Below are 21,847 nucleotides of genomic sequence, written 5' to 3'. Positions count from 1 at the left end.
AGCTTCGTATCTACTGTTGTTTTTGTTTGTTCAGCATTGTCACTGCTTGGTCTGCCTCGGACAATTGGTCTATATCCAAGACTCCGTTACTATCTGCATCATTTACTTCTGGTGATGTTACAGATGCGATGTTATCCAATCTTGTTTGTAAGTCAGTCTTGTCTGCTGTGCCGTTTGGTACACTATCTAACTTTTCTTGCGCTGTTTGTTTTGCGCTTTCTAATGTTTGGATTAACGCGTCTACTTCAGCTTTTTCTTCTGGAGTTACTAATCCGTCCGATGTTACATCTGCTAATTTACTATCTACTGAAGCTTTCGCTTGTTCTGCATTCATCACAGCTTGAGTTGCTCCAGACAATTGATCAGTATCTAATACACCATTACTATCTGCATCATTTACTTTTGGAGATGTTACAGATGTGATATTATCTAATCTTGTTTGTAGATCGTCTTTTCCTGCGGTACCATTCGGGACATTATTGAGTTTCTCTTGTGCTGTTTGTTTCGCACTTTCTAATGTTTGAATCAATGCATCTACTTCGGATTTTTCATTTGGAGTTACTAGACCATCTGCTGTAATCTCAGTTAATTTCGTATCTACTGTTGTTTTTGCTTGTTCTGCATTCACTACTGCTTGCGATGCTTCTGATAATTGTTCTTCATCTAAAATTCCGTTACTATCTGCATCATTCACTTCTGGTGATGTTGCAGATGTGATATTATCTAATCTTGTTTGTAGATCGTCTTTTCCTGCGATACCATTCGGGACATTATTGAGTTTCTCTTGTGCTGCTTGTTTTGTATCTTCTAATGTTTGAAGTATTTGATCTACTGATGCCTTTTCGTCTGGAGTTACTAAGCCGTCTGATGTTACATCTGCTAATTTATTGTCCACTGCGGTTTTTGCTTGTTCCGCACTCGTCATTGCTTGCTCTGCCTCGGACAATTGCTCGGTATCTAACACACCGTTACTATCCGCGTCGTTCACTTCTGGTGATGTTACAGATGTAATATTATCTAGTCTCGTTTGTAACTCTGTCTTGCCTGCTGTACCGTTTGGTACACTATCTAACTTCTCTTTTGCCCATCGTTTCGCAGCTTCTAATGTTTGAATTAACGCGTCTACCGCTGCTTTTTCATCCGGTGTCACTAAACCATCCGCTGTAATTTCTGTCACTTTTGTATCAACTGCTGTTTTTGCTTGTTCAGCGTTCGACACTGCTGCAGATGCTTCTGACAATTGATCAGCATCTAACACACCATTACTATCTGCATCATTCACTTCTGGCGATGTTACGGATGTGATGTTATTTAATCTTGTTTGTAGCTCATCTTTTCCTGCGGTACTAGACGGTACACTATCTAACTTCTCTTTTGCTGTTTGTTTCGCAGTTTCTAAAGTTTGAATTAACGCATCTACTGCTGTTTTTTCATCTGGAGTAACTAAGCCATCCGCTGTAATTTCTGTCACTTTTGTATCAACTGCTGTTTTTGCTTGTTCAGCGTTCGACACTGCTGCAGATGCTTCTGACAATTGTTCTGTATCTAACACACCGTTACTATCCACGTCGTTCACTTCTGGTGACGTTACAGATGTAATATTATTTAACCTTGTTTGTAAATCAGTCTTACCTGCTATAATATCTGCTACATTATCTAATTTTTCTTTCGCTGTTTGTTTCGCAGCTTCTAATGTTTGAATCAACTTATCTACTGCTGCTTTTTCGTTCGGTGTCACTAAACTGTCTGAATTAACCTCAGTAAGTTTTGTATCAACTGCAGCTTGGGCTTGCTCGGCATTCGCTACTGCTTGAGATGCTTCTGATAATTGTTCTGCATCTAAGACTCCGTTACTATCTGCATCGTTCACTTCTGGTGATGTTACTGGTGTAATATCATTTATTCTTTTCCGTAATACATCTTTATTTATGATTCCGTCCGGTAGAGCGTTTAACATTTGCATTGCTGATGATTTGGCTTTTTCAATATCTACATTCATTTTATCAATCTCAGCTTTTTCAGTTGGTGTCACTAATTGATCTCGAGTTACCTCGACTAGTTTTGTTTCAGCTTGTTGTTTTAATTGTGTTGCTGCTTCTATAGCATCTTCTACTTTTCTTATTTTTGCTTTTTTTAAAGCTTCATTTATTGTATCTGCTACTTCTTGAATATTAACAGCTTTGTTAGTAATATTTACGCCCCTTAACACATTTGGATCTAAAGTATCACTTAGAATATAACCAAATAATTTGTCTTTATTTACATCAATATATTGGTTGGCATCAAATGAAATGTAAAATTTAACTGTGCCTCCTGAACCGCCACCTCTATCTGGATCTCCATTTCTACCACTGTCTGGACGTGTATATGAATAATAACCTAAATGATCTTGTTGCAGAATAATTCTTTGTCTGCCTTCATAAACTGCTATAACTTTTTTTATTTTTTTATTGAGACTATCATTAGGTCTTATTGCATAATTTTCAAATCTGTATGTCCCTCTACCTTTTTCTTTTGACAATTCCATTGTTGCAATTAACGCGTCGCCATCATGTAACACTTCGTCTTTTACGATACCAAAATCATTTTTAGTTACATCATTTTGATTTGTAAACGTATAAATACCTTGATAATTCGGATTATCACGATTAACAGTTAAGTTTTTCATTTTATATAGTAGTTCGTTTATATTTTTAGCTTGGTTCGCTGTAAGTTTTCTATTTCCAGCTACAGAATAATCTCTATTAAAAATTCTGTCATAAGCAGATTTATTATTTTTTAATGAAGTTTGTCTAATAATATTTCTCAGAAATAGTTTTCTTTCTTCTTCGGTTAATTCTGTTCTATTTTTTTCTACTTCATTAAATGCTGTTGTAATATTATCTCCCGCTCTTAGAGAATTATAAGATAATCTAGGCCCAAAATAATGATAATTATTGTGTGTTCCATTATAGTATCGATTTCTATCGATACTTCTGACTACTCTAGTTTTTGGAATATATTGCTTTTCTGGTTGTCTGTCATTTTTGAGATTTTTTTCATTCGTACTCAAACTTTTTTCTGCTTCGTTTTTCTCTATATTATTGTTTAACTCTTCAACTTTCACTTCAGTAACTCTATTTTCCATAGAAGTCAAATTTTGATTGATTTGTCTTTCGTTTTCGTTTAATTTTGATTCACTTTTTATTGCAGTATCCGTTTTTCTGAGCTTTTCGGTACCCGTTGGTATTATATCTGTATCTGTTTTTTCAGTATCTAATGATTTTATTTCTTCATCATTTTTAATAGTTTCAGGTGTTTTTTCTTGTTTATCTTTTTGTTTATCTGATTCTTTTACATCTGAATGCTTTGGTTGTTCTTTATTTTCAACAATAGCATTGGCATTGGATTCTGATTGTTGCTGAGTTATATTAGTGCTATCCTGAATTAATTTTGTATCTTTCGAAATACTTTCTTTTTCTATTTCTTTATTTTCAATTTCAGCTTGAGTTGGTTGCTGTATCGTGTCATTATTTTTTTCTTTTTCTAGTATATTATCAAAATTTGAATCATTTTTTGTATTCTCTATATCTACTTTAGGAGGTATTTCTTTTACTTCTTGTTGTTCTTTTTGTAAAGTATCAGCTTGGGCTTCTTCGCTGTGGTTAAAAACTAAAAAACTACCTAAAAGCACTGAAGCAGTTCCAACCGTAAATTTACGTATGGAATATCGATTTTTTTTCCTAGCCATATACTCTTTAAATATCCTCATTGTTATCTAACTCTCCTTTTCGATAGTAAAATCACTTTTTGATATTATTAAATTTAATGCAATTTATCCTTCTTTAATCATTATAATTTTAAATTTAATACCCAACACTACTTATAATGCGTCAGTAAAAAATTTGAATTTTTAAGTAAAATAGTGAGATTAATACGTTTTACCATCAAAAATGATTGTTAATAAACATAAAAAAGACACATAAAAACAGCAGTTTTTATGTGTCTTTTATTAGTTATTTATTATTTAAAGTTCATTCGATACATGTACTCGGTTTGAATTTTAATTCAAACGAGTTATTGCTAATCCTTCAGTTGGCTCAAAAATCGTCATTTCTTTTTTATTTAGTAAGTCTTCTGATAAATGTAATTCAGTAATTTTATTAGAATTATACCATTTAATATAAAATGTGCGTGTCGTTAAATTTAATACGGTTTGATACAAGGTATAATGTAACTCATTTTCTTCATCTCTAACTGCACCTTTAGGTATACTCATGATTTCCAATAATTTAAATGCATTAAGTATGTCTTGTTCTGGACTATTTGTTGCTTCTTCTAAATAATTTTTCAAGTAAGCAATGCGAATAAATCTCTCTGCTGAAGTATATCCACCTGGTAAGCCATACGTGCCGCCTTCATTTCCCAACGATTTCAAATTAATATTAGCAAACTTTTTTTCTTTTGGCTTTTGGGGTGTAATGTTTATGTAATTCTTTAAATTTTCATAATGCCAATTTAAATCAGGGTTGTTAGTCAAAACGGCAACTGGATTGTCATTAACCACTATTTGACCTTTATTAAAAGTAAGCTCTACTGTTCTACCCGTATCATCAGAAATATGATAATGTAACGGTGGAACTTCAGAGAGGTCATTCAGAGTATGCGCCACAACATTGACAGATTGTGCATTTTTTATTAAATCAGCTATGTTTTTGTTATAACCTAGTATCCAATTTATCACTTCATTTTGAGCAATATTCATATAGCCTGCTTTAGTTTCATTTGCGTAAGAAGCGTAGCCTCTGAAATATTGTACTGAAACGCCAATGCCATGCTCATTAACACCGTCCCCAAATAAAAAACCTTCCATATCACTGCCTGAACCTACGAAACCATATAATGTTTCACCTTTATACTCTACACGTGATTCCCAGTAATAGTGACGTGGTTGAACTGCTGGGTTGCCTTTTAATTGATAAACAAAATCCATTGTTCGACCTAATATAGCTTGATGATTCTCAGACATAAATGAAAAACCTGTACACATTGCTTATACGCTCCTTTAATAGCACTTTACTAAATCTATTTTTGTCTTCATTATGATTGTAATTAACTTTATATCATAATAATAGCAATTCGCTTAAATTTCAGGAAATAGTTATGGAATCACAACATTAAATTATATATTCATGAATTCTACCACTAGCTAGTGATTTTTGCACATCGATGACACGCTGATTTAATGAACCTTTATAAGGTAAATTGGGTTTGTATAAGTGATGAATGAAAGGACCGTCCACGAGTACATCTATATTTTTTAATAATTCATTTCTTTGATATTGATCATTCCTTAAGTATTCAAATAAAAATCCTGTCCATACCCATAAAGTTTTTTCATGACCAAAACGTTGTCTAAATGCATGAGCACATTTGAGTGTTATGTCTAAGTTGCAAAATGGCTCCCCACCTAAAATGCTTAAACCTTCTATATAATCCGGTTCACAATTTTCTATTATTTCTTTCAAAATTTCATCATTAAATTTTTCACCATATTTAAAATTTTGTGCTGCTTTATTATAGCAATTTAAACATGCAAATGGACATCCTGAAACATATAAACTACATCTCACACCTTCGCCATCTACGAAACTTTGTGACTCTATTTTGGCAATATAACCTTGTCCATTTATGATATTTAATATTGTCATATCGATTGATCTTTCATATGTTTTACTCTTGCACAAATTTCTTTATGTCTACCTTCGATTGTAGGACGTTGCACTGGATTTCCTAAATAACCACATGTCCGTTTTACTACATCTACGGTTTTAGGATCACTATTTCCACATTCCGGACACTGATATCCTGTTGGGGTTGTTTTAAAATCACCTTTAAAATCACATAAACGACAATGATCTATAGGGATATTTGTTCCTAGATAACTGATTTTGTCATATGAATAATCCCAAACCGCTTCTAATGCTTTAATATTATGATCTAATTTTGGATATTCACAATAATGTATGTAACCACCGCTAGCATAAAATGGATAATCTTTTTCAAAATCTATCTTTTCAAACGGTGTAATATCTTTTCGCACATCGTAGTGGAACGAATTTTGATAATATCCCTTGCTCGTAATATCTAATATATCTCCGAACTTTTCTTTATCTAATCTGCAAAAACGATCTGTTAAAGACTCACTTGGTGTACTATAGATACTAAACCAAATATCGTAGCGTTCTGTCCATTCCAATTGATAAACTTTCATAGCTTTTAATATTTGAAGCGTAAATGCTTTACCTCTTGCTGTTTTTTCCCATTCAGGGCCATAAAACACTGTAGCTGCCTCATACAAACCTATATAACCGATCGACAGCGTGGCACGTTTATTTTTAAATAGTGACATTACACTATCTTCATCACTTAAATAATGTTTAAAAGCACCATTTTTATATAAAATAGGGGCGTTATCAGGCGTAGCTTGTTCCATACGTTTAATGCGATAAACTAATGCATCGTGCATAATTTGCATTCTCTCATGAAATATTTCCCAGAACTTTTCCATATCACCATTTGATTCTATAGCTATCCTAGGTACATTAAGCGTAACTACCCCTAAATTACATCTTCCATTATTTTCTGCTTCACCTTGCTTATTTTTCCATTCTGGTAAAAAAGAACGACAACCCATTGGCGCTTTAAAATCACCTAAAATTTCTACTGTTTTATCATAATTTAATATATCTGGGTACATTCTTTTTGTAGAACACTCTAACGCTAATTTTTTAATATCATAATTAGGGTCATCTTGACTAAAATTCACCCCTTTTTTAATGGAAAAAACGAGTTTAGGAAAGATGGCTGTAATACGATCTTTTCCGAGTCCTTTTATTCGTGTTTTCAATATAGCTTGTTGAATTTTTCTACTATATTCATCTATACCTAGGCCAAAACCAAGAGTGACAAATGGCGTTTGTCCATTTGAAGTATAAAGTGTATTTATTTCATATTCTAGACTTTCAATTGCGTCATTAATGTCTTGTGTAATTTGATGATCAACATAAGCATCAATATGTGTATCTTCAACAAATTGTTGCGCTAATTTTCGATGTTTTGCTTCATTATATTTTACGTAGTCACTTAATAATTCATCTACTCTATCAATGGTACAACCCCCATACTGACTACTAGAAACGTTAGCGATAATTTGAACTAGCTGAGCTGAAGCTGTTTGAATTGATTTTGGAGATGTTACAGATGCATTGCCAATTCGAAAGCCATGTTTCAACATATTTTTAGCATCGATCAAACAACAGTTAGTGAGTGGTTGGAAAGGGTGATAATCTAAATCATGGAAATGTATATCACCACTTTTATGTGCCTCTGCTATATGTTTAGGCAATAAGTAATCTAAAGCATATGATTTAGATACAACACCTGCTGTTAAATCTCTCATCGTAGAAAAAGTGGCACTATCTTTATTCGCATTTTCGTTAATAACTGTAGGATCTTTTGTAATAAGTTTCGTCAAATCTTGTTCTAATTTATTCATTTTACCCCTTCTTTTCTATATATTGTATATAAACATAATTTATACCACAATATATAGTGTTTCAATGTTAAGAAGGGCTGTTAACAAATATGTCATAAACTTGTTACGATTTAAGAAACATTAATTTTTATTCTAAAATTTTTGCTTTTGAGAAATGTAAACGTCCTATTTTATGCTTTTAGCAAAATGCGTATATAATGCATGCGCTTGTGCTTCATCTTCTAATCCATAAACATTCATACGGCCATCTTTAAATAAAGTAATATCGGTGTCGTTATAAGAAAGTAATTTAGCAAAACTATTTGCTTTTTTAATTTTTGCAGGTAGATAATGCGCATATTCAAACATTTTTTCATCGAAACGAAGCAAAAATGTATCGCCACATTGAGACTCTACGTTTGTAGGCTGAGGTTGATTAAGTAAATCATATTGCTGATGTACACAAATACTACAATTGCTATTTTTAAGTTGGTTGATATTCACTGTATGATACTGAATTGAAAAAGTATCTATCGTTATTAATTTTTGAGAGAATCCAGCTGATGTTAGCCAACGCAATAATTCTGAGACTTCCATGCTAGCTACTTGGTATATGACTGTAGGCAACACACCATTAATAGAACAACTTTCTGCAGATTCAGGTATTTTATCGAGCACACATTTTAAACATGGTCCTTTATAATCAATGCCATAAATGGTGCCTTGACTTCCAATTGCAGCCCCATAAATCCAAGGTATCGAAAATTTGTGGCATGCTTCGTTAATCAAGTACCTAATTTTAAAATGATCCATTCCATCCATGACGATAGCAGGATTAGAGTTTCTTAAAATGTGTTCAATGTTGGTGCAAGTTATTTCTTGGTATAATGCGTTGATTTTAATATTAGAATTTATATCTAATAAATGCTTTTTTAATGCTTCTACTTTAGGTACCATCATTTGTGCATCATTTTCAGTATAAGTGGCTTGCCTATGTAAATTTGATATTTCTACAATATCCATATCAATTATTGTAAGTTCGCCAACTCCCATACGTGATAATATTTCTGCACAATGACTTCCTAATGCTCCGGCTCCTACGATCATCACGTGTGTTTGTTCTAGTTTACGCTGACCATTTCTTCCAAAATTTTTATAACGTATTTGACGAGAATACCTTTCCATCATAAAAATCCGATTCCTTCTGTTGGACTTGAAGCTTGAGCTGTATACTTAACTGGTATTCTTCCTGCCTGATAACTCATTCTTCCTGCTTGAATGCCCAACTTCATAGCTTCTGCCATCTTCCCTGGATCTTTCGCACTTGAAATTGCTGTGTTTAATAGAATGGCATCTGCACCTAATTCCATAGCATGGCATGCATCTTTTGGTGATCCTACACCTGCATCGACTATTACAGGTACATTGGCGCGTTCAATAATATAACGTAGATTTAAAGGATTATTTATTCCTCTTCCAGTACCAATAGGTGAAGCTAGTGGCATAATTGCATGCACACCTAATTCTTCTAGACGTTTGGCAAGTACAACATCATTTGAAATGTAAGGACACACTGTATAACCTTTTTCTAGCAAAACTTTGCATGCCTCATATGTTTCTAAAGGATCGGGTAGTAAGGTTTCCTGATCACCTATCACTTCTACTTTAATCATGTCACAAAGATTGGCGTGGTTAGCAATTTCTGCAATTCTTATCGCTTCCTCAGCTGATGTTGCACCAGCAGTATTAGGAAAAGTAACAAAGTTTGATAAGTCAACTTTTGCTAAAGGATTAGGTAATTTCTCATCATATAAGTTCATTCGACGCACTGCAAAAGTTAAAACCTCTGTTTCAGACGCGTTTATAGCTTCCTTTTGAATGGCTTCTGTTTCAAATTTACCAGTACCTAATAACAATCTTGAATTAAATTCAAATTTACCTATTTTAAACATCCTATCCGCCTCCTACAAATTCTAGTAATTCTAAACAATCTTTATCATTAACGATATAATCTTGAAATTGGTTTTGTTTAATTAATTTTTTATTATGTTCAACAATCACTCTCTTTTCGTCTAACCCGAGTGTTTGCAATATTTCTTGTATATTCAAAGGGTTTTCAAATGTGAAATTATCACCATTAATAACACAATGCATCACGATTCATTCCTTTCTCACTTATTGATAAGTAAATAATTAATCTTAGGTTGCTTCATAATTTAACCATGCTCTGTGTAAGGCTTGTACTGTTTTTATCGAGTGATTAAATATTGATATACCTGCGATACCTTGAAATCCCTTAGGTAAATGAGACATCGTTTTTAAATTAATACCACCTAATGCGACTACAGGAATATCACTTTTCAATGCATCATTAACCTCAGTTAATGATTTAGGTGCTAACCCTTTTTTAGACTTTGTTTCAAATACGTGCCCATAAAGTACAAAATCCAAATTTAAATCCTCTGCATATTGGATCGCCTGGCGACTGTGTGTAGACATACTTATTTTTATGTTTGAACAATGTTGTTTTAAAGCACGGATTTGCTCATCATTTTCTCTAAAATGTATACGTGACAAGTCGCAAGATTGGAGTACATGATAATCACTGTGAATAATAATTTTATCTTTCGGAAAATGCCGTTGCTTTAGTTGGTTTATCCATTCTATCGTCTCAGAAGTACACATCGGTGATCTGACGATTAGGTAATCTATATAAGGTTCAATTTCGCAATAATTAATGCTATCTTGCTTGGTTAATTTATGATAACTGGTAATCGCAATAATCACTATAATCACTCCTAAAATAAAAAAAACGTTATTTTTCCAAATAGGAAAAATAACGTTAATGTGAACGGACAAATATGGTTTATAACGCCACTTTTCCTACGCCAGTACAAACTGGATCAGGTTCAAGGAATTCTAGCGTATCACGCTAGTCTCAGCCTTTTTATCATAAAGGCACTTCCAGTGGTTAAACTTAGCTCTATTTAATTAATGTGAATTTTACAATTAATTCATGTTTAATTTAACGTAAAAACTGTATTTTTTCAACCTTATATATTTTCAGCTTATTATTTTCTAGGAAATATCATGACCAATCATGCATGATTGTTGCTATAACATAATTTTAGTGAGAGATTTTTAATAATTCCTTTGTTATTTCTTTAGTCTCATCGTAAATTTTTTGGTATATTGCAAAATATTTCATATATTGCATATGATGTTCTACACTGGGTTCAAATACTTTATCATATCGAATAAATTGTTGAACCATCTCAGCGACATCATTAAACCACCCTACACCTTTTGCTGCTATCATTGCTGCACCCATACTTGGTCCTTCTTCATGCTTTAATTTATATACTTTAGCGTTAAAGATATCTGCTTGTAACTGAAGCCAAAAATCACTTTTAGCCCCACCACCGATAGAAATCATTTCTTTAATTTTTTTATCATTTTTACGTAAATAATAGATAGATTCATATAATGCAAAAGTGATGCCTTCAATCACAGCACGAGCCATATCTTTATTATTATGCATATGACTTAAGCCAATAAAACTTCCTCTAATTTGACTATCACCATGGGGTGTACGTTCCCCTGATAAATATGGTGCATATATTAAACCATTACTCCCTAGAGAAGATTGTTTTGCTTCATCCAAAATTTGGCTATAAGTTAAGCTTGGCGTAATGTTTTTTTGAAACCATTTTAAACTATCACCTGCAGCTAATATGACACCCATTGCATAAGATTTTTGAGGGAGCACATGATTAAAGTGATGTATATTGTGACCATAAGTCGCTGTATTCTCAGAATCACACGCTAATATGACACCCGAAGTACCAATACTACATAGTGTGTCGCCCTCACTAATAACGCCTGCTCCTAATGCGCCACAGGCATTGTCTCCGCCCCCAGCATATACTGCGACATCTTTATCTAAACCTAATTCTTCTGCAATTGAAGTATTAAGGTACCCTACAAAATCTTGGGATTCAATTAAATTTGGACAAAGTTGGTAAACACCATAATAGTCACAAATATTTTTATTCCAGCACTTATTTGTTATATCCATTAACAATGTGCTTGATCCATCAGAATATTCCATATTTATCGTATCTGTGAATTTAAATCTCACATAATCTTTAGGCAGTAAAAAGACATTTGCTTTGGACCAAATCAACGGTTCATTTTCTTTAACCCATAACAACTTCGTTAATGTAAAACCTTCTAAAACAGGATTATCCATTACATATTCACCAAATTGCTGTTTTATTTGTTCACACTGAAAAGTGGATCTTGTATCATTCCATAAAATGGCATTTCTAAGTGGTTGAAATTGATGGTCAAGTAACACTAAACTATGCATTTGACCAGAGAATGATATACCTTTAACCTTCATACCTGCTAACTTTTTCGAATTCAATAAGTACCTTATACAATCTTTAGAGGCTTCGTACCAATCTTCTGGATTTTGTTCACTAAAACCTGTTTGTTGATTAATAACATGAATTGGTTCACTAGTAACATCTAAAACGTCACCTTTTTTATTAATAGCAATGGCTTTAACAGAACTTGTACCGATATCTATGCCTAATACAATCTCTTTCACATATACCATCCTTTGATTTATAGTTATTTTTAAACTATTTATTTTCAATGTCATTCACGTTATATTTATAGCACAATATATTTGAAAATAAAAATTGTTTTTATAAAGAAAATATTTTCAATTCAATTTTTATACATCAAACAAGTAACAACAGTGAATGATATAACATTTTATGTTAAGAAATGTAATGATACTGTTTTCAATGTTTTAAAATACATTAGCTATTTTTAAGTTCATTCAAATTTATTAAAACTAAAACAAAAAAGCACTGAGATATTTTTTCTCAGTGCATAAAAGTATAAGTAATGATAATGCATGTAACTTTTTAAGTATCTAAAATAGTAATTTAGAAGCGTAAATAACAACCACCACAGTAATTGAACTTAATAAAGTAGATAAAAAGACAAGCTCTGCTGCAAGTTCTGGGTGATTGTCATACTCCTGAGCAATCACAGAACTATTTACTGACGTCGGCATTGCTGAAGCGATAAACAATGTTTGCGCAATCACGCCTTCAATACCCATGATTTTTATAATTATTAATGCGATGACTGGTCCAATCACTAAGCGTACAAATATAAAAATATATGATAATGACCACTTAAAAGTAAAGTTTATATTGGCAATTTGTGCGCCTAACATAATTAAAGCAATTGCAATCATCGCATCCGCTACATAGTTAGCTGGCGTCCAAATAAATTCTGGTATAGGGATATCAGCATAATTTAAAATAATTGCAAACAGCAAAGCGTATAATACTGGCATTTTAAAATACCCTAACATCGCTTTCAATTTTCCAATTTGTGCAGACTGTATTGCGAAAATACCATATGAAAAAGTGAAAATATTTTGTAATGATAAAACGATTACTTGTACTGACATTGCTAGTGGATCACCCTTGAACACTAGGTCATTGACTGGCACACCATAGTTTCCAGAATTAAAAAATAATACACTATTGGTTAGCGTTGTAGCCTCGCCCTTATCCCTCTTGTTTATTATAGTTAAAACTTTCCCTACTATATATAAAAAAATGATGTATATTATGAAAAACACTACAATATACAATAATAAACGCAGTTCAAAATTTGTTTTATAAAATTTTACAAAAATAAATCCTGGAACAAACACATAGATATTTAATTTAGCTAAAGTCTTTAAATCTAGAGTGAACTTTTTCTGTAAGATAAATCCCAATGCTATCATTATAAAAATAGGTAATAACACACTCTGTAATATATAAGCCATTTCACTCATCCTAGAACACTCCCTCGTATGAAACTATAACACTAGACATATTCATTTGTATTTAAGCTAAATTTAGATATCTGATTTTTAAAACTATGTTGTTTGTATACTTTAAAAATATAAAAATTAGGAGTGAAATAAAAATTGATAAATTAGAAATCAATTTCATATTTCAACTCCTATATCGTATCAATAAAAATTCTAAGCTTTACTAAGATTACACTATTTTAATTTGTACATCATTTAATGGATTTGCTTTATTATTTAAAAGGGATTTATAACAATAAGATAATATATCATTCGTCTTTTCGGTTATCTTCATCGCTATTAGTAGTATTATTAATCTGCTTTTGTTCATCGCTATTATTTTCTTGCTTTCTTTTGTTTCGTTTTTTTTCTTCCAAAATTGACATAACTATAAAACCAACAACTAATAACGGTGTAAGTATACCAATCATCATCATCATTTAGCTCACCTCATTCGTTCATTTCAATTTAATGTCTAAATTAACCTTTACTATCAATTTACATGTTTTTGTTACCTTCCTCAATAGAACAGCCTATTTTATTATATTTTAATAATTATCTCTATTCATTTTTCACTTGATATTACACCAATTCGTGTTCGACATTCTACTTTTTGCTCGCTTATCTGTCAGAAATGTTACTTTAGTTGCTCACATTGCATCTTTTATAAAAGCTAATAGTCTTAGATATATTGCTAAATCATAACGATAATTACCAAAATAATTGTCATAATGAAAAGCTGAACATATTTTCAATTATTTAACACTTCAATATTATTCACGAATTGTTCGGATTTATTACTATTTTGGTGCACCATCATAGAATATATTATAAACAGATGCAAAAATTATCCATTTTTTTAGTTTTAGAATTTTATTTTATTATAATTACGCAACATTAATTGACTTATTAAATTTAAAAAGAGTACTATTTAAATAAATGAAATTAAATTTAAGTATATCTACATTTCCTGAACGAATTTATTGTGTATGCTCTCAAACCTTAATACTTAATCTGATTCTCATTTTACTATAAATCATTGCCAATTTTACTAGCTAACATTTAAGGAAAGGAGGGGTTTAATGAATTATAACCAAATCATTTATGATGAAGGCGATAAATTAGAACATTTAAATACACCTAACTTTTCCAATATATATTTAGTCATTTTAGGTATGATTCATTTCCAAAAAGTAAAATCAAATTTTATATTTCATCGAGGAGATGTATTTGTAGTATATGATTTTGAAGAAAACCTCATTATTCATCGAGAAGGTATGCTTGCTTGTATTTCAGTAAATAATTTAAGTTATCATCGGTTCACCTTAATAAATCAGGAAAACCTTCTAGAAAAATATAAATTAAGTAAATTGATTACTGAAACCTATATTACAACTTTAAAAAATATTTTAGAAAACAATTCATTTAATGGAGATATCGGAGTTATTAAATTAATCAATTACCTCAATTCATCTCAAGCAAATATATATGGATAGTTGACTTACTCAAATAAATTAATTAAAAATGTTGTAGAATATATTAACCAACATTACAAACAACCATTAACGCTGAATTTAATTGCCAAAAATTTTTACGTAAACAGTAGCTATTTGTCTAGAGAATTTTCAAAAAAAATGAATATTTCATTAATCAAATACATTAAAAAAGTTAAAATCTATAGTTTATCTAGAGAGTTATTAACAAATGGCAATAGTGAATCAATTTGGGTAGACTATGGGTTCCGTTCATACAATACTTATTTGAGAGATTTCAAAAATGTGATGCAAATGACACCTAAAGATTTTATAAAACAACATTATTCTAAAAGTACAAATACAAAGATAGAACCACATCAATTATATAACCAGCTCCAATTAATTTTGGATACGATTAAATCTGAATAAAATACAAAAAATCCAAGTTTACCTATCAAAGGCAAACTTGGATTACGAATTAATATTTATATTTATTATCCTCATCATCATCGGAATAATTTTCTTTGATTTTTTGTTGTTCGTTCTCTTTTTGATCTTCGGATAATACAAATGAGTTATTATGTTCATTTACTTGTGATCCATCTTTGATATAGGGATTTGCATCATCTTCTTCATCTCTACTATAAATTGCTTTTTGTGGCTTTCTCACAAGTAACATAATACCTGCTACTAACCACAATATTGCGGTAATCCAATTACCAATTAATGAAATAACACCAACAATGATTAATAGAATACCAGCAGCTTTTGCTTTTTTACCAATTAACACTGCACCGATGATTGCTACTATAAGTAGCACAATAGACAATATAAGACCTGCAGTTACCAATCCACTTAACATATTAATAACCGCTTCTCCATTTTCATATGTGATCGAACTATCGTCTTCCATCATTGCTTGTATCATTGCATTTTTATTATCACCATTTCCAACTAATGGTAAGAATATCGCAAGTACAATTACACCTAGTAGTTGTATACCAATACCAATCCAGGCAAGTATACGTTCAGCTGTTCTTTTCATTATGTTTCACCCCTAATCAAAAATTTATGTTTTTTAGTTAATATCTGTTTAGAATTATATCATTTAGTATACGCATCCTGTTGCTACAAGTCCATGTATAACACATTTAATTTCCTAGGTAATTATTTACTTTTTCTAAAAGCTTCATCTATTCGCTCCAATTGATTTACAAAATCTTCTATTTCTTCAAGTGAAAATTGGTCACCTAAGCGATTTTTTACTGATTCTGTCATTGCAGAAGTCGCTTGCTTTAAAAATGTTTCACCTTCTAAGCTTAATTGAACTAATTTTATTCTTTTATTATTTGAGTATGCTCTTTGCACATAGCCCATTTCTTCAAGTTTACCTATTCTTTTTGAAGCAGCTGTTTTAAATATATTTTGCAGCCCAGCCAACTCATTAATCGTAACTTGACCTTTTGTTTGAATAATTCTCATCGCTTCAATTTGTTCTCTTGAAAGTAAGTTTGTGAGAGACGATTCGTTCACCATTTCAATAATTTCTTTGTTTAAATACAACATCACTATTTGAAATTTGGTTATCGCTTTTTCAATCGATGCATCTACATCATTCATAATCTTATCCCCCTTTATAAATTACTTAAATTCGATAGAAAGTGGTAACTTATCGCGCTTATTGAACCATAGTAGAACTAAATATTGTAAAATCATCATTACGACTATGATACCGATAAGTAACGCTACAACAAATCCAAAGTCAAAGTGACCTGCATTAGTAAATATCGCTTCTCTGTATCCTTGAATAGCGTAAGACATTGGTGAAAATGGATGTATCCATCTATAGAACGTTGCAGAAAGTTCTATTGGGAACATACCTTCACTTGCACTTAATTGTAAGATTAAAAGAATCATTGATACAAATAGTCCTATTCTGTCTAAGAATAATGTTAGGAACGATGTAATTGTAATTGCTGCAATAGCCCATAATAAACCTACTAATATAAATTTCCATACATTACCAACTGACATGTTAAACACAAATAATACCCAACTACTCATAAATAACGCAGACAACGCACCTTGAACAATATATAATGCAAATTTTCCTAAAGCTTGTCTCACTGAAGTTGTAGATTTATCAATAGTTTTTCTCAATGGATAAATAGCACTAAACGATAGCGCACCAACAAATAAACTAACACTTGCCATATAAGGAACAATCGTTGCACCGTATTCATCAGCATTCGTTGGATTATTTTCTTTTACTTTTGTAACATCATTGAGTGCTTTTTCATTTTCGGATTCAAATGAAACATTATTTTGTTGACTAACTGCATCATCAATTTTTGATTTTAATTCGTCATTATTTGCTTGAAGTTCTTTCAGCCCATCTGTTACCTGTTGATTTCCCGATAATAATTTTTGAGCTGGTTGACCTACCATTGGTGCCATTTGTTGAATACCATCTGTTACTTGTTGATTACCATCAATGAGTTCTGTTTCTGCATCAGACATTTGTCCTAATGCTTCTGATGTATCTTGATAACCTGATTGTGATTTTTTAGCACTAGCGAATAATTCACTCAAATAGTTAGATCTTATATTATCTTTTATAGATTCAGTCACTGTATTAATAGCTGAATTTGCAGATTGACTTCCTGTATAACTAGAACCAGGATTTACCTTAGTTTCTAGATTTATTTTTTTAGGGTTTTCATCTAAAATTGTCGTTGCATTTGATGAGGCATTTTTGGGAACAATAATAGTTCCTACACTTTCACCTCTATTCAATTGTTTATTCGCTTCTTTTTCAGAAACGACTTGAAAATCAAACTTATCATTATCTTTTAATTTATCTACTAAATCATCGCCAATAGTAATATCTTTATTATTAAGCGTTGCTTTTTCATCGTGGTTTACAACAGATATTTTTAGATTTTCTGTCTTATCGTATGGATCCCACATTGAACCAACGAACAAAGCTACGTATAGCAACGAAATAAGTGATATTGCAATTAAAGATACCACTAACATTTTATTTTTAAATATAAATTTAAATTCATTCAACATTTTTCCAACTACCTTCCTTTAATTGTACATCCCATGTACTATAAGTTAAAAAAAGACTAAAACAAAAATATTTGCCTTAGCTTAACACGCATGACCAGCTATTTATAAGGGTGAAATCACTTCAGTACACCCCGTGTACTTTTTATATATTACGCTTCTTAAATTTAAATGTCAAACCTATTTTCCAAAAAATTTCATGGTGATTTTGAACAAAAATATATTCTGAAAATTCTGTATTTACTGTTAATTTTATTCTTTATTAATGCTATGATACTTACTATCACTTTAAATTAGGGAGGGAAATTATCATGTGGAGTGAACCTATTATTTCAGCAACTGCTTTATTTGCTTTAATTGCTTTGGGGGAAGTTATTTCAACATTGACAAAAGCACGAGTACCAATGCTTTTGACTGCAATGGTCAGTTTTTTATTACTTAAATGGGCAGGTATATTTCCTGAAAATATTCTTGATTTAGCTATTTTACCTTCACTAGGTGCACTAGCTATAGCACCTGCCATTATGCATATGGGAACGATGATGCCTTTATCAACGCTAAAAACACAGTGGAAGGCAGTGATTATTTCACTTTTCGGCATTATAGGTTCAACGACTATGATTTTAATCATCGTATCTTTAGTTTATGATTTTCGTATCGCCGCTTCTGGTGTTGGTCCTATCTCAGGTGGTATTGTTGCATTACTAATTACAATTGATAAGTTAAAGGAATTAGATTTAAGTTATTTAATTGTTTTACCAGCACTTGTGCAAGGTCTACAAGGTGTTATCGGGTTACCATTAAGTTCAGTAATCATGAAACGTTACGGTAAACACTTTTTGCAACAAGAATCTAATAATTTACAAACTGATACCCGTGAAGAAGCATCAACGACTCGAACATCAACAACACATACTTTACATGATAAATATCCTATTTTACAAAATAATACTTTAAGACTATTTATTATGTTTGTATTAGCTAGTTTAGCTTTTTTAATTGGAGAAGTGACCCCAATTCATTTTACACTTATCAGTTTATTCTTTGGGATTGTCGGGCTAAAACTAGGATTATTTGAACAAGCAGAATTAGAAAAAAACAAGTCGTTCACTTTAATTCTTGTTATTATCATGCTGATTGTCATCGGTTCTATGGGAGATATCACACCACAAGATTTATGGCATCACCTACCAGCTATCTTACTTATTTTATTAATAGGTACGATAGGTATTTTAATCGGAGGAGCAGTTGCTGCAAAATTGATTGGTTGGCGTTATACAAAGGCACTTCCAGTTGCGTTAACTGCATTGTATGGTTTCCCTGGAGATTACATGCTATGTGAAGAAGTGAGTCGTAGTTTAACCAAAAACAAAAAAGAACATGATGCACTTTTCAAAGAATTACTTAGTCCTATGTTGATAGGTGGATTTACTTCCGTTACGGTAGCTTCCGTGATTTTAACAGGTATTATTATGAATTTTATTAATTAGGAGGAATTTTAAATGCTTATAAAAAATATAAACCTTATAGATGGTACTGGTAGCGCTATACAACAAAACGTTGATGTGATTATTCAAGATCATCGCTTTAAGACTATTGGACAGAATTTAAACCATGAAAATCATGAAATCATCGATGGTACCGATAAATATTTATTACCGGGCATGATAGATAGCCATGTTCATATCATGGAAGAAATGAGACCATTGACAGATAAATTAGCTACGCCATTTTCTTATACATTCTATCGCGCTATAGATCATCTTAAACGTACAGTAAATTGCGGTATCACTACCGTGCGTGATGCACTTGGTGCTGACCAAGGGATTAAAGAAGCTGTACAAAATGGTTTGATACTCGGACCACGCATGCAAATTAGTGTCAATGCATTAACGATTACTGGTGGCCATGGTGATAAATTAACGAAATCTGGTATAACTATGCCAAGTTTTATTGAAGATTATCCAGGTTTACCTACAGGAATTTGTGATGGCGTTGAAGAAGTACGTAAAAAAGTAAGAGAGATGTTACGTGCTGGTGCAGATGTAATCAAAGTTCATGCAACTGGAGGTGTAACAAGTCCAACAGATCATCCAGACTTCACACAATTTTCTATTGAAGAACTTAAAGTTATGGTTGAAGAAGCACAATTCAGAGGTAATAGAAAAGTTATGGCACATGCACAAGGTCTACAAGGCGTTAAAAATTGTATCGCAGCAGGCATTCATTCTATAGAGCATGGCATTTACCTAGATGATGAAGCAATAGAAAAAATGAAGGCACAAGGTACCTTTCTCGTACCGACTTTACTAGCACCTGTTTCAGTTATTGAATTTGCAGATGAACTTGGTATGTCTGAAGGTTCTGTTGAAAAGTCAAAAGAAGTTTTAGAGGCACATACAACAAGTTTTACTAAAGCTGTAAACGCAGGTGTAAAAATCGCCATGGGTACAGATGCTGGTGTCTTTAAACACGGTACCAACTTACGTGAATTAGAGTTAATGGTTGAACATGGTATGACACCAATGCAAGCTATAGTAGCATCCACTAAAACTGCAGCAGAATGTCTAGGTTATGACAATGAAATAGGCACAATTGAAACAGACAAAAAAGCTGACTTTATTATCGTAGATGATAATCCATTAGATCGTATTGGGATATTAAAAAACCCTGATAATATTAAAATTGTAGGTATTGATGGTGAAATTGTGAAAAGATAATGCTATCTACCATTTATAAAAACAAAGCCTCATTGTATATCTACAGAATGATTGAAGATATACAACGAGGTTTTAATTTTGAATTCACTTTGCTTTATCATTATTTATATTTATTAACCAGTGCTTTAGGTAAATGACAGTAATCATTTGGAAATCTTGATAATCTGTCTTGATGTGTTTCTGCGCTTTTAACATAATTAGTCAATGGTAATACCTCTGTGGCAATAAGGTGATGGTCTTCAATTGCATCTATGTATGCTTGTGCTTCTTTTAAATGTTTTACGTCTTCACTATATAATCCTGTTCTATATTTCAAACCAATATCTTGGCCCTGTTGGTTTACACTATAAGGGTCAATAATTTCAAAAAGATACCCCATTAAATCAGTAACAGACACTTTTTCAGGATCAAAAGTTGTTTTAATTACTTCTACATAGCCGTCGTATTCTCCATCAAGGGTATGCGTAATACCATTTGCCCTACCACCTTCTGTTTGAATGACACCTGGTAATGTCTTAACAAATGCCTGAACACCCCAGAGACAACCTCCTGCTAAATATACAGTTTCCATTCTATCCCCTCCTGATTTAATACATTATTTAATAAAAGTATAGACACCACAACCATATGATGCAAATGCTCATATATTTATGATTTATTTTTTGTTAATAGGGAAAATTTATATTAGAGAATAAGGAGGTATTATATGCCTAAAGTTAAAGAAAGATTATTAGAAGATATTGAAGAAAAGCCTTCAAGAACCGACAGTGATTTTAATTCTGAGAAAGAAATGCAACAAAATGCTTTTGAACGATTAGGCAAAGATGTAGTGATTATAGAAACACTTTCGATCATGAATATTGTCTTTGCAATCAGTACAATTAGTTTAGTAGTTGCACTTATCTTTACAAATAAAAATAAATAAATTTATATACATGCTCTTTTCATTGATAATAACAAACTTGAAAAGAGCATGTTTTTTATTAATAACCTAATATTCTTCAAAAAATTTTTGACAATATTTAGTTTTACAAAATTTTTAAATTGAATATTGTACCTTTTTTGTTACAATATAGTGAGGAGAATTTCGTCCTTTTATAAAAGCATATAACAAATATACATTCATCATATCATTATGGATTGTAGCCGCACGATACTATCAAACTATTAATTT

The 21,847-nt window shown here is 31.7% G+C and carries 20 protein-coding genes and 1 riboswitch; of the genes, 5 read left to right on the top strand and 15 right to left on the bottom strand.

Going from position 1 to position 21,847, the window contains the following annotated elements; translation table 11 throughout:
* Nucleotides 1-10: 10 nt before the first annotated feature.
* The 11 genes from KA873_RS00745 to KA873_RS00695 all read right to left on the bottom strand — a co-directional run bounded on the left by KA873_RS00745 (nt 11) and on the right by KA873_RS00695 (nt 13,846).
* Nucleotides 11-3,751, bottom strand: coding sequence for a GA-like domain-containing protein (locus tag KA873_RS00745; RefSeq protein WP_210140126.1), 3,741 nt, complete (start codon nt 3,749-3,751; stop codon nt 11-13).
* A gap of 291 nt (nt 3,752-4,042) precedes the next feature.
* The gene (locus KA873_RS00740; protein WP_019469156.1) at nt 4,043-5,029 is read right to left on the bottom strand and encodes a choloylglycine hydrolase family protein; all 987 of its coding nucleotides are present in this window, start codon (nt 5,027-5,029) and stop codon (nt 4,043-4,045) included.
* Between the two features lie 127 nt (nt 5,030-5,156).
* Nucleotides 5,157-5,690: an anaerobic ribonucleoside-triphosphate reductase activating protein gene (gene nrdG, locus KA873_RS00735; protein ID WP_019469157.1), complete on the bottom strand. Its 534-nt coding sequence runs from the start codon at nt 5,688-5,690 to the stop codon at nt 5,157-5,159.
* Nucleotides 5,687-7,537 (bottom strand): anaerobic ribonucleoside-triphosphate reductase, encoded by a 1,851-nt coding sequence (gene nrdD / locus KA873_RS00730; RefSeq protein WP_107386324.1) that lies wholly within the window; start codon nt 7,535-7,537, stop codon nt 5,687-5,689. Before nrdD ends, nrdG begins: the two co-directional genes overlap by 4 nt.
* 165 nt (nt 7,538-7,702) lie before the next feature.
* Nucleotides 7,703-8,701 carry a HesA/MoeB/ThiF family protein gene (locus KA873_RS00725; protein ID WP_026034789.1) on the bottom strand — a complete coding sequence of 333 codons (999 nt, stop codon included), beginning with the start codon at nt 8,699-8,701 and terminating at the stop codon, nt 7,703-7,705.
* Nucleotides 8,701-9,468 (bottom strand): thiazole synthase, encoded by a 768-nt coding sequence (locus KA873_RS00720; protein WP_107383468.1) that lies wholly within the window; start codon nt 9,466-9,468, stop codon nt 8,701-8,703. The genes KA873_RS00725 and KA873_RS00720 overlap by 1 nt, the downstream gene beginning before the upstream one ends.
* A 1-nt stretch (nt 9,469) precedes the next feature.
* Complete coding sequence (gene thiS / locus KA873_RS00715; RefSeq protein ID WP_019469161.1) at nt 9,470-9,670, bottom strand: sulfur carrier protein ThiS; 201 nt, start codon at nt 9,668-9,670, stop codon at nt 9,470-9,472.
* Between the two features lie 45 nt (nt 9,671-9,715).
* Nucleotides 9,716-10,303, bottom strand: coding sequence for a thiamine phosphate synthase (locus KA873_RS00710; RefSeq protein ID WP_107383469.1), 588 nt, complete (start codon nt 10,301-10,303; stop codon nt 9,716-9,718).
* 75 nt (nt 10,304-10,378) lie between these two features.
* Nucleotides 10,379-10,492, bottom strand: a riboswitch (TPP riboswitch).
* A 151-nt stretch (nt 10,493-10,643) separates the two neighbouring features.
* Nucleotides 10,644-12,131 (bottom strand): xylulokinase, encoded by a 1,488-nt coding sequence (gene xylB, locus KA873_RS00705; protein ID WP_107505252.1) that lies wholly within the window; start codon nt 12,129-12,131, stop codon nt 10,644-10,646.
* A gap of 333 nt (nt 12,132-12,464) precedes the next feature.
* On the bottom strand, nt 12,465-13,388 hold the full coding sequence (locus tag KA873_RS00700; protein WP_107383471.1) for an AEC family transporter: 924 nt from the start codon (nt 13,386-13,388) through the stop codon (nt 12,465-12,467).
* Between the two features lie 287 nt (nt 13,389-13,675).
* The gene (locus KA873_RS00695) at nt 13,676-13,846 is read right to left on the bottom strand and encodes a hypothetical protein (protein WP_157947983.1); all 171 of its coding nucleotides are present in this window, start codon (nt 13,844-13,846) and stop codon (nt 13,676-13,678) included.
* Between the two features lie 642 nt (nt 13,847-14,488).
* Between KA873_RS00695 and KA873_RS13540 the strand changes: the two genes are divergently transcribed.
* Together KA873_RS13540 and KA873_RS13535 are read left to right on the top strand one after the other, a co-directional pair.
* Nucleotides 14,489-14,902: a hypothetical protein gene (locus KA873_RS13540; protein ID WP_245337673.1), complete on the top strand. Its 414-nt coding sequence runs from the start codon at nt 14,489-14,491 to the stop codon at nt 14,900-14,902.
* Nucleotides 14,903-15,310, top strand: a complete 408-nt coding sequence (locus KA873_RS13535; protein WP_245337672.1) for a helix-turn-helix domain-containing protein — start codon at nt 14,903-14,905, stop codon at nt 15,308-15,310. It abuts the gene before it with no gap.
* A gap of 49 nt (nt 15,311-15,359) precedes the next feature.
* On the opposite strand, the gene KA873_RS00685 is transcribed toward KA873_RS13535, so the two are convergent.
* The 3 genes from KA873_RS00685 to KA873_RS00675 form a co-directional block, all read right to left on the bottom strand.
* Nucleotides 15,360-15,926 carry a DUF4064 domain-containing protein gene (locus KA873_RS00685; protein WP_019469167.1) on the bottom strand — a complete coding sequence of 189 codons (567 nt, stop codon included), beginning with the start codon at nt 15,924-15,926 and terminating at the stop codon, nt 15,360-15,362.
* A gap of 122 nt (nt 15,927-16,048) precedes the next feature.
* On the bottom strand, nt 16,049-16,501 hold the full coding sequence (locus KA873_RS00680) for a MarR family winged helix-turn-helix transcriptional regulator (protein ID WP_107383473.1): 453 nt from the start codon (nt 16,499-16,501) through the stop codon (nt 16,049-16,051).
* 21 nt (nt 16,502-16,522) lie between these two features.
* Complete coding sequence (locus tag KA873_RS00675) at nt 16,523-17,956, bottom strand: YhgE/Pip domain-containing protein (RefSeq protein ID WP_107505263.1); 1,434 nt, start codon at nt 17,954-17,956, stop codon at nt 16,523-16,525.
* 308 nt (nt 17,957-18,264) lie between these two features.
* Between KA873_RS00675 and KA873_RS00670 the strand changes: the two genes are divergently transcribed.
* Together KA873_RS00670 and KA873_RS00665 are read left to right on the top strand one after the other, a co-directional pair.
* Nucleotides 18,265-19,443: a hypothetical protein gene (locus KA873_RS00670; protein WP_107383475.1), complete on the top strand. Its 1,179-nt coding sequence runs from the start codon at nt 18,265-18,267 to the stop codon at nt 19,441-19,443.
* A gap of 12 nt (nt 19,444-19,455) precedes the next feature.
* The gene (locus KA873_RS00665) at nt 19,456-20,673 is read left to right on the top strand and encodes a metal-dependent hydrolase family protein (RefSeq protein ID WP_019469171.1); all 1,218 of its coding nucleotides are present in this window, start codon (nt 19,456-19,458) and stop codon (nt 20,671-20,673) included.
* A 100-nt stretch (nt 20,674-20,773) separates the two neighbouring features.
* On the opposite strand, the gene KA873_RS00660 is transcribed toward KA873_RS00665, so the two are convergent.
* Nucleotides 20,774-21,244, bottom strand: a complete 471-nt coding sequence (locus KA873_RS00660; RefSeq protein ID WP_019469172.1) for a peptide-methionine (S)-S-oxide reductase — start codon at nt 21,242-21,244, stop codon at nt 20,774-20,776.
* Between the two features lie 135 nt (nt 21,245-21,379).
* On the opposite strand from KA873_RS00660, the gene KA873_RS00655 reads away from it, so the two are divergent.
* The gene (locus KA873_RS00655) at nt 21,380-21,598 is read left to right on the top strand and encodes a hypothetical protein (protein ID WP_040030347.1); all 219 of its coding nucleotides are present in this window, start codon (nt 21,380-21,382) and stop codon (nt 21,596-21,598) included.
* Nucleotides 21,599-21,847 lie beyond the last annotated feature (249 nt).

Source organism: Staphylococcus sp. GDY8P45P (assembly GCF_017892745.1).
In the GTDB taxonomy this organism is placed as follows: domain Bacteria; phylum Bacillota; class Bacilli; order Staphylococcales; family Staphylococcaceae; genus Staphylococcus; species Staphylococcus cohnii.
The sequence above is the reverse complement of the archived record's forward strand: the minus strand, read 5'-3'. Positions and strand labels throughout refer to the sequence as shown.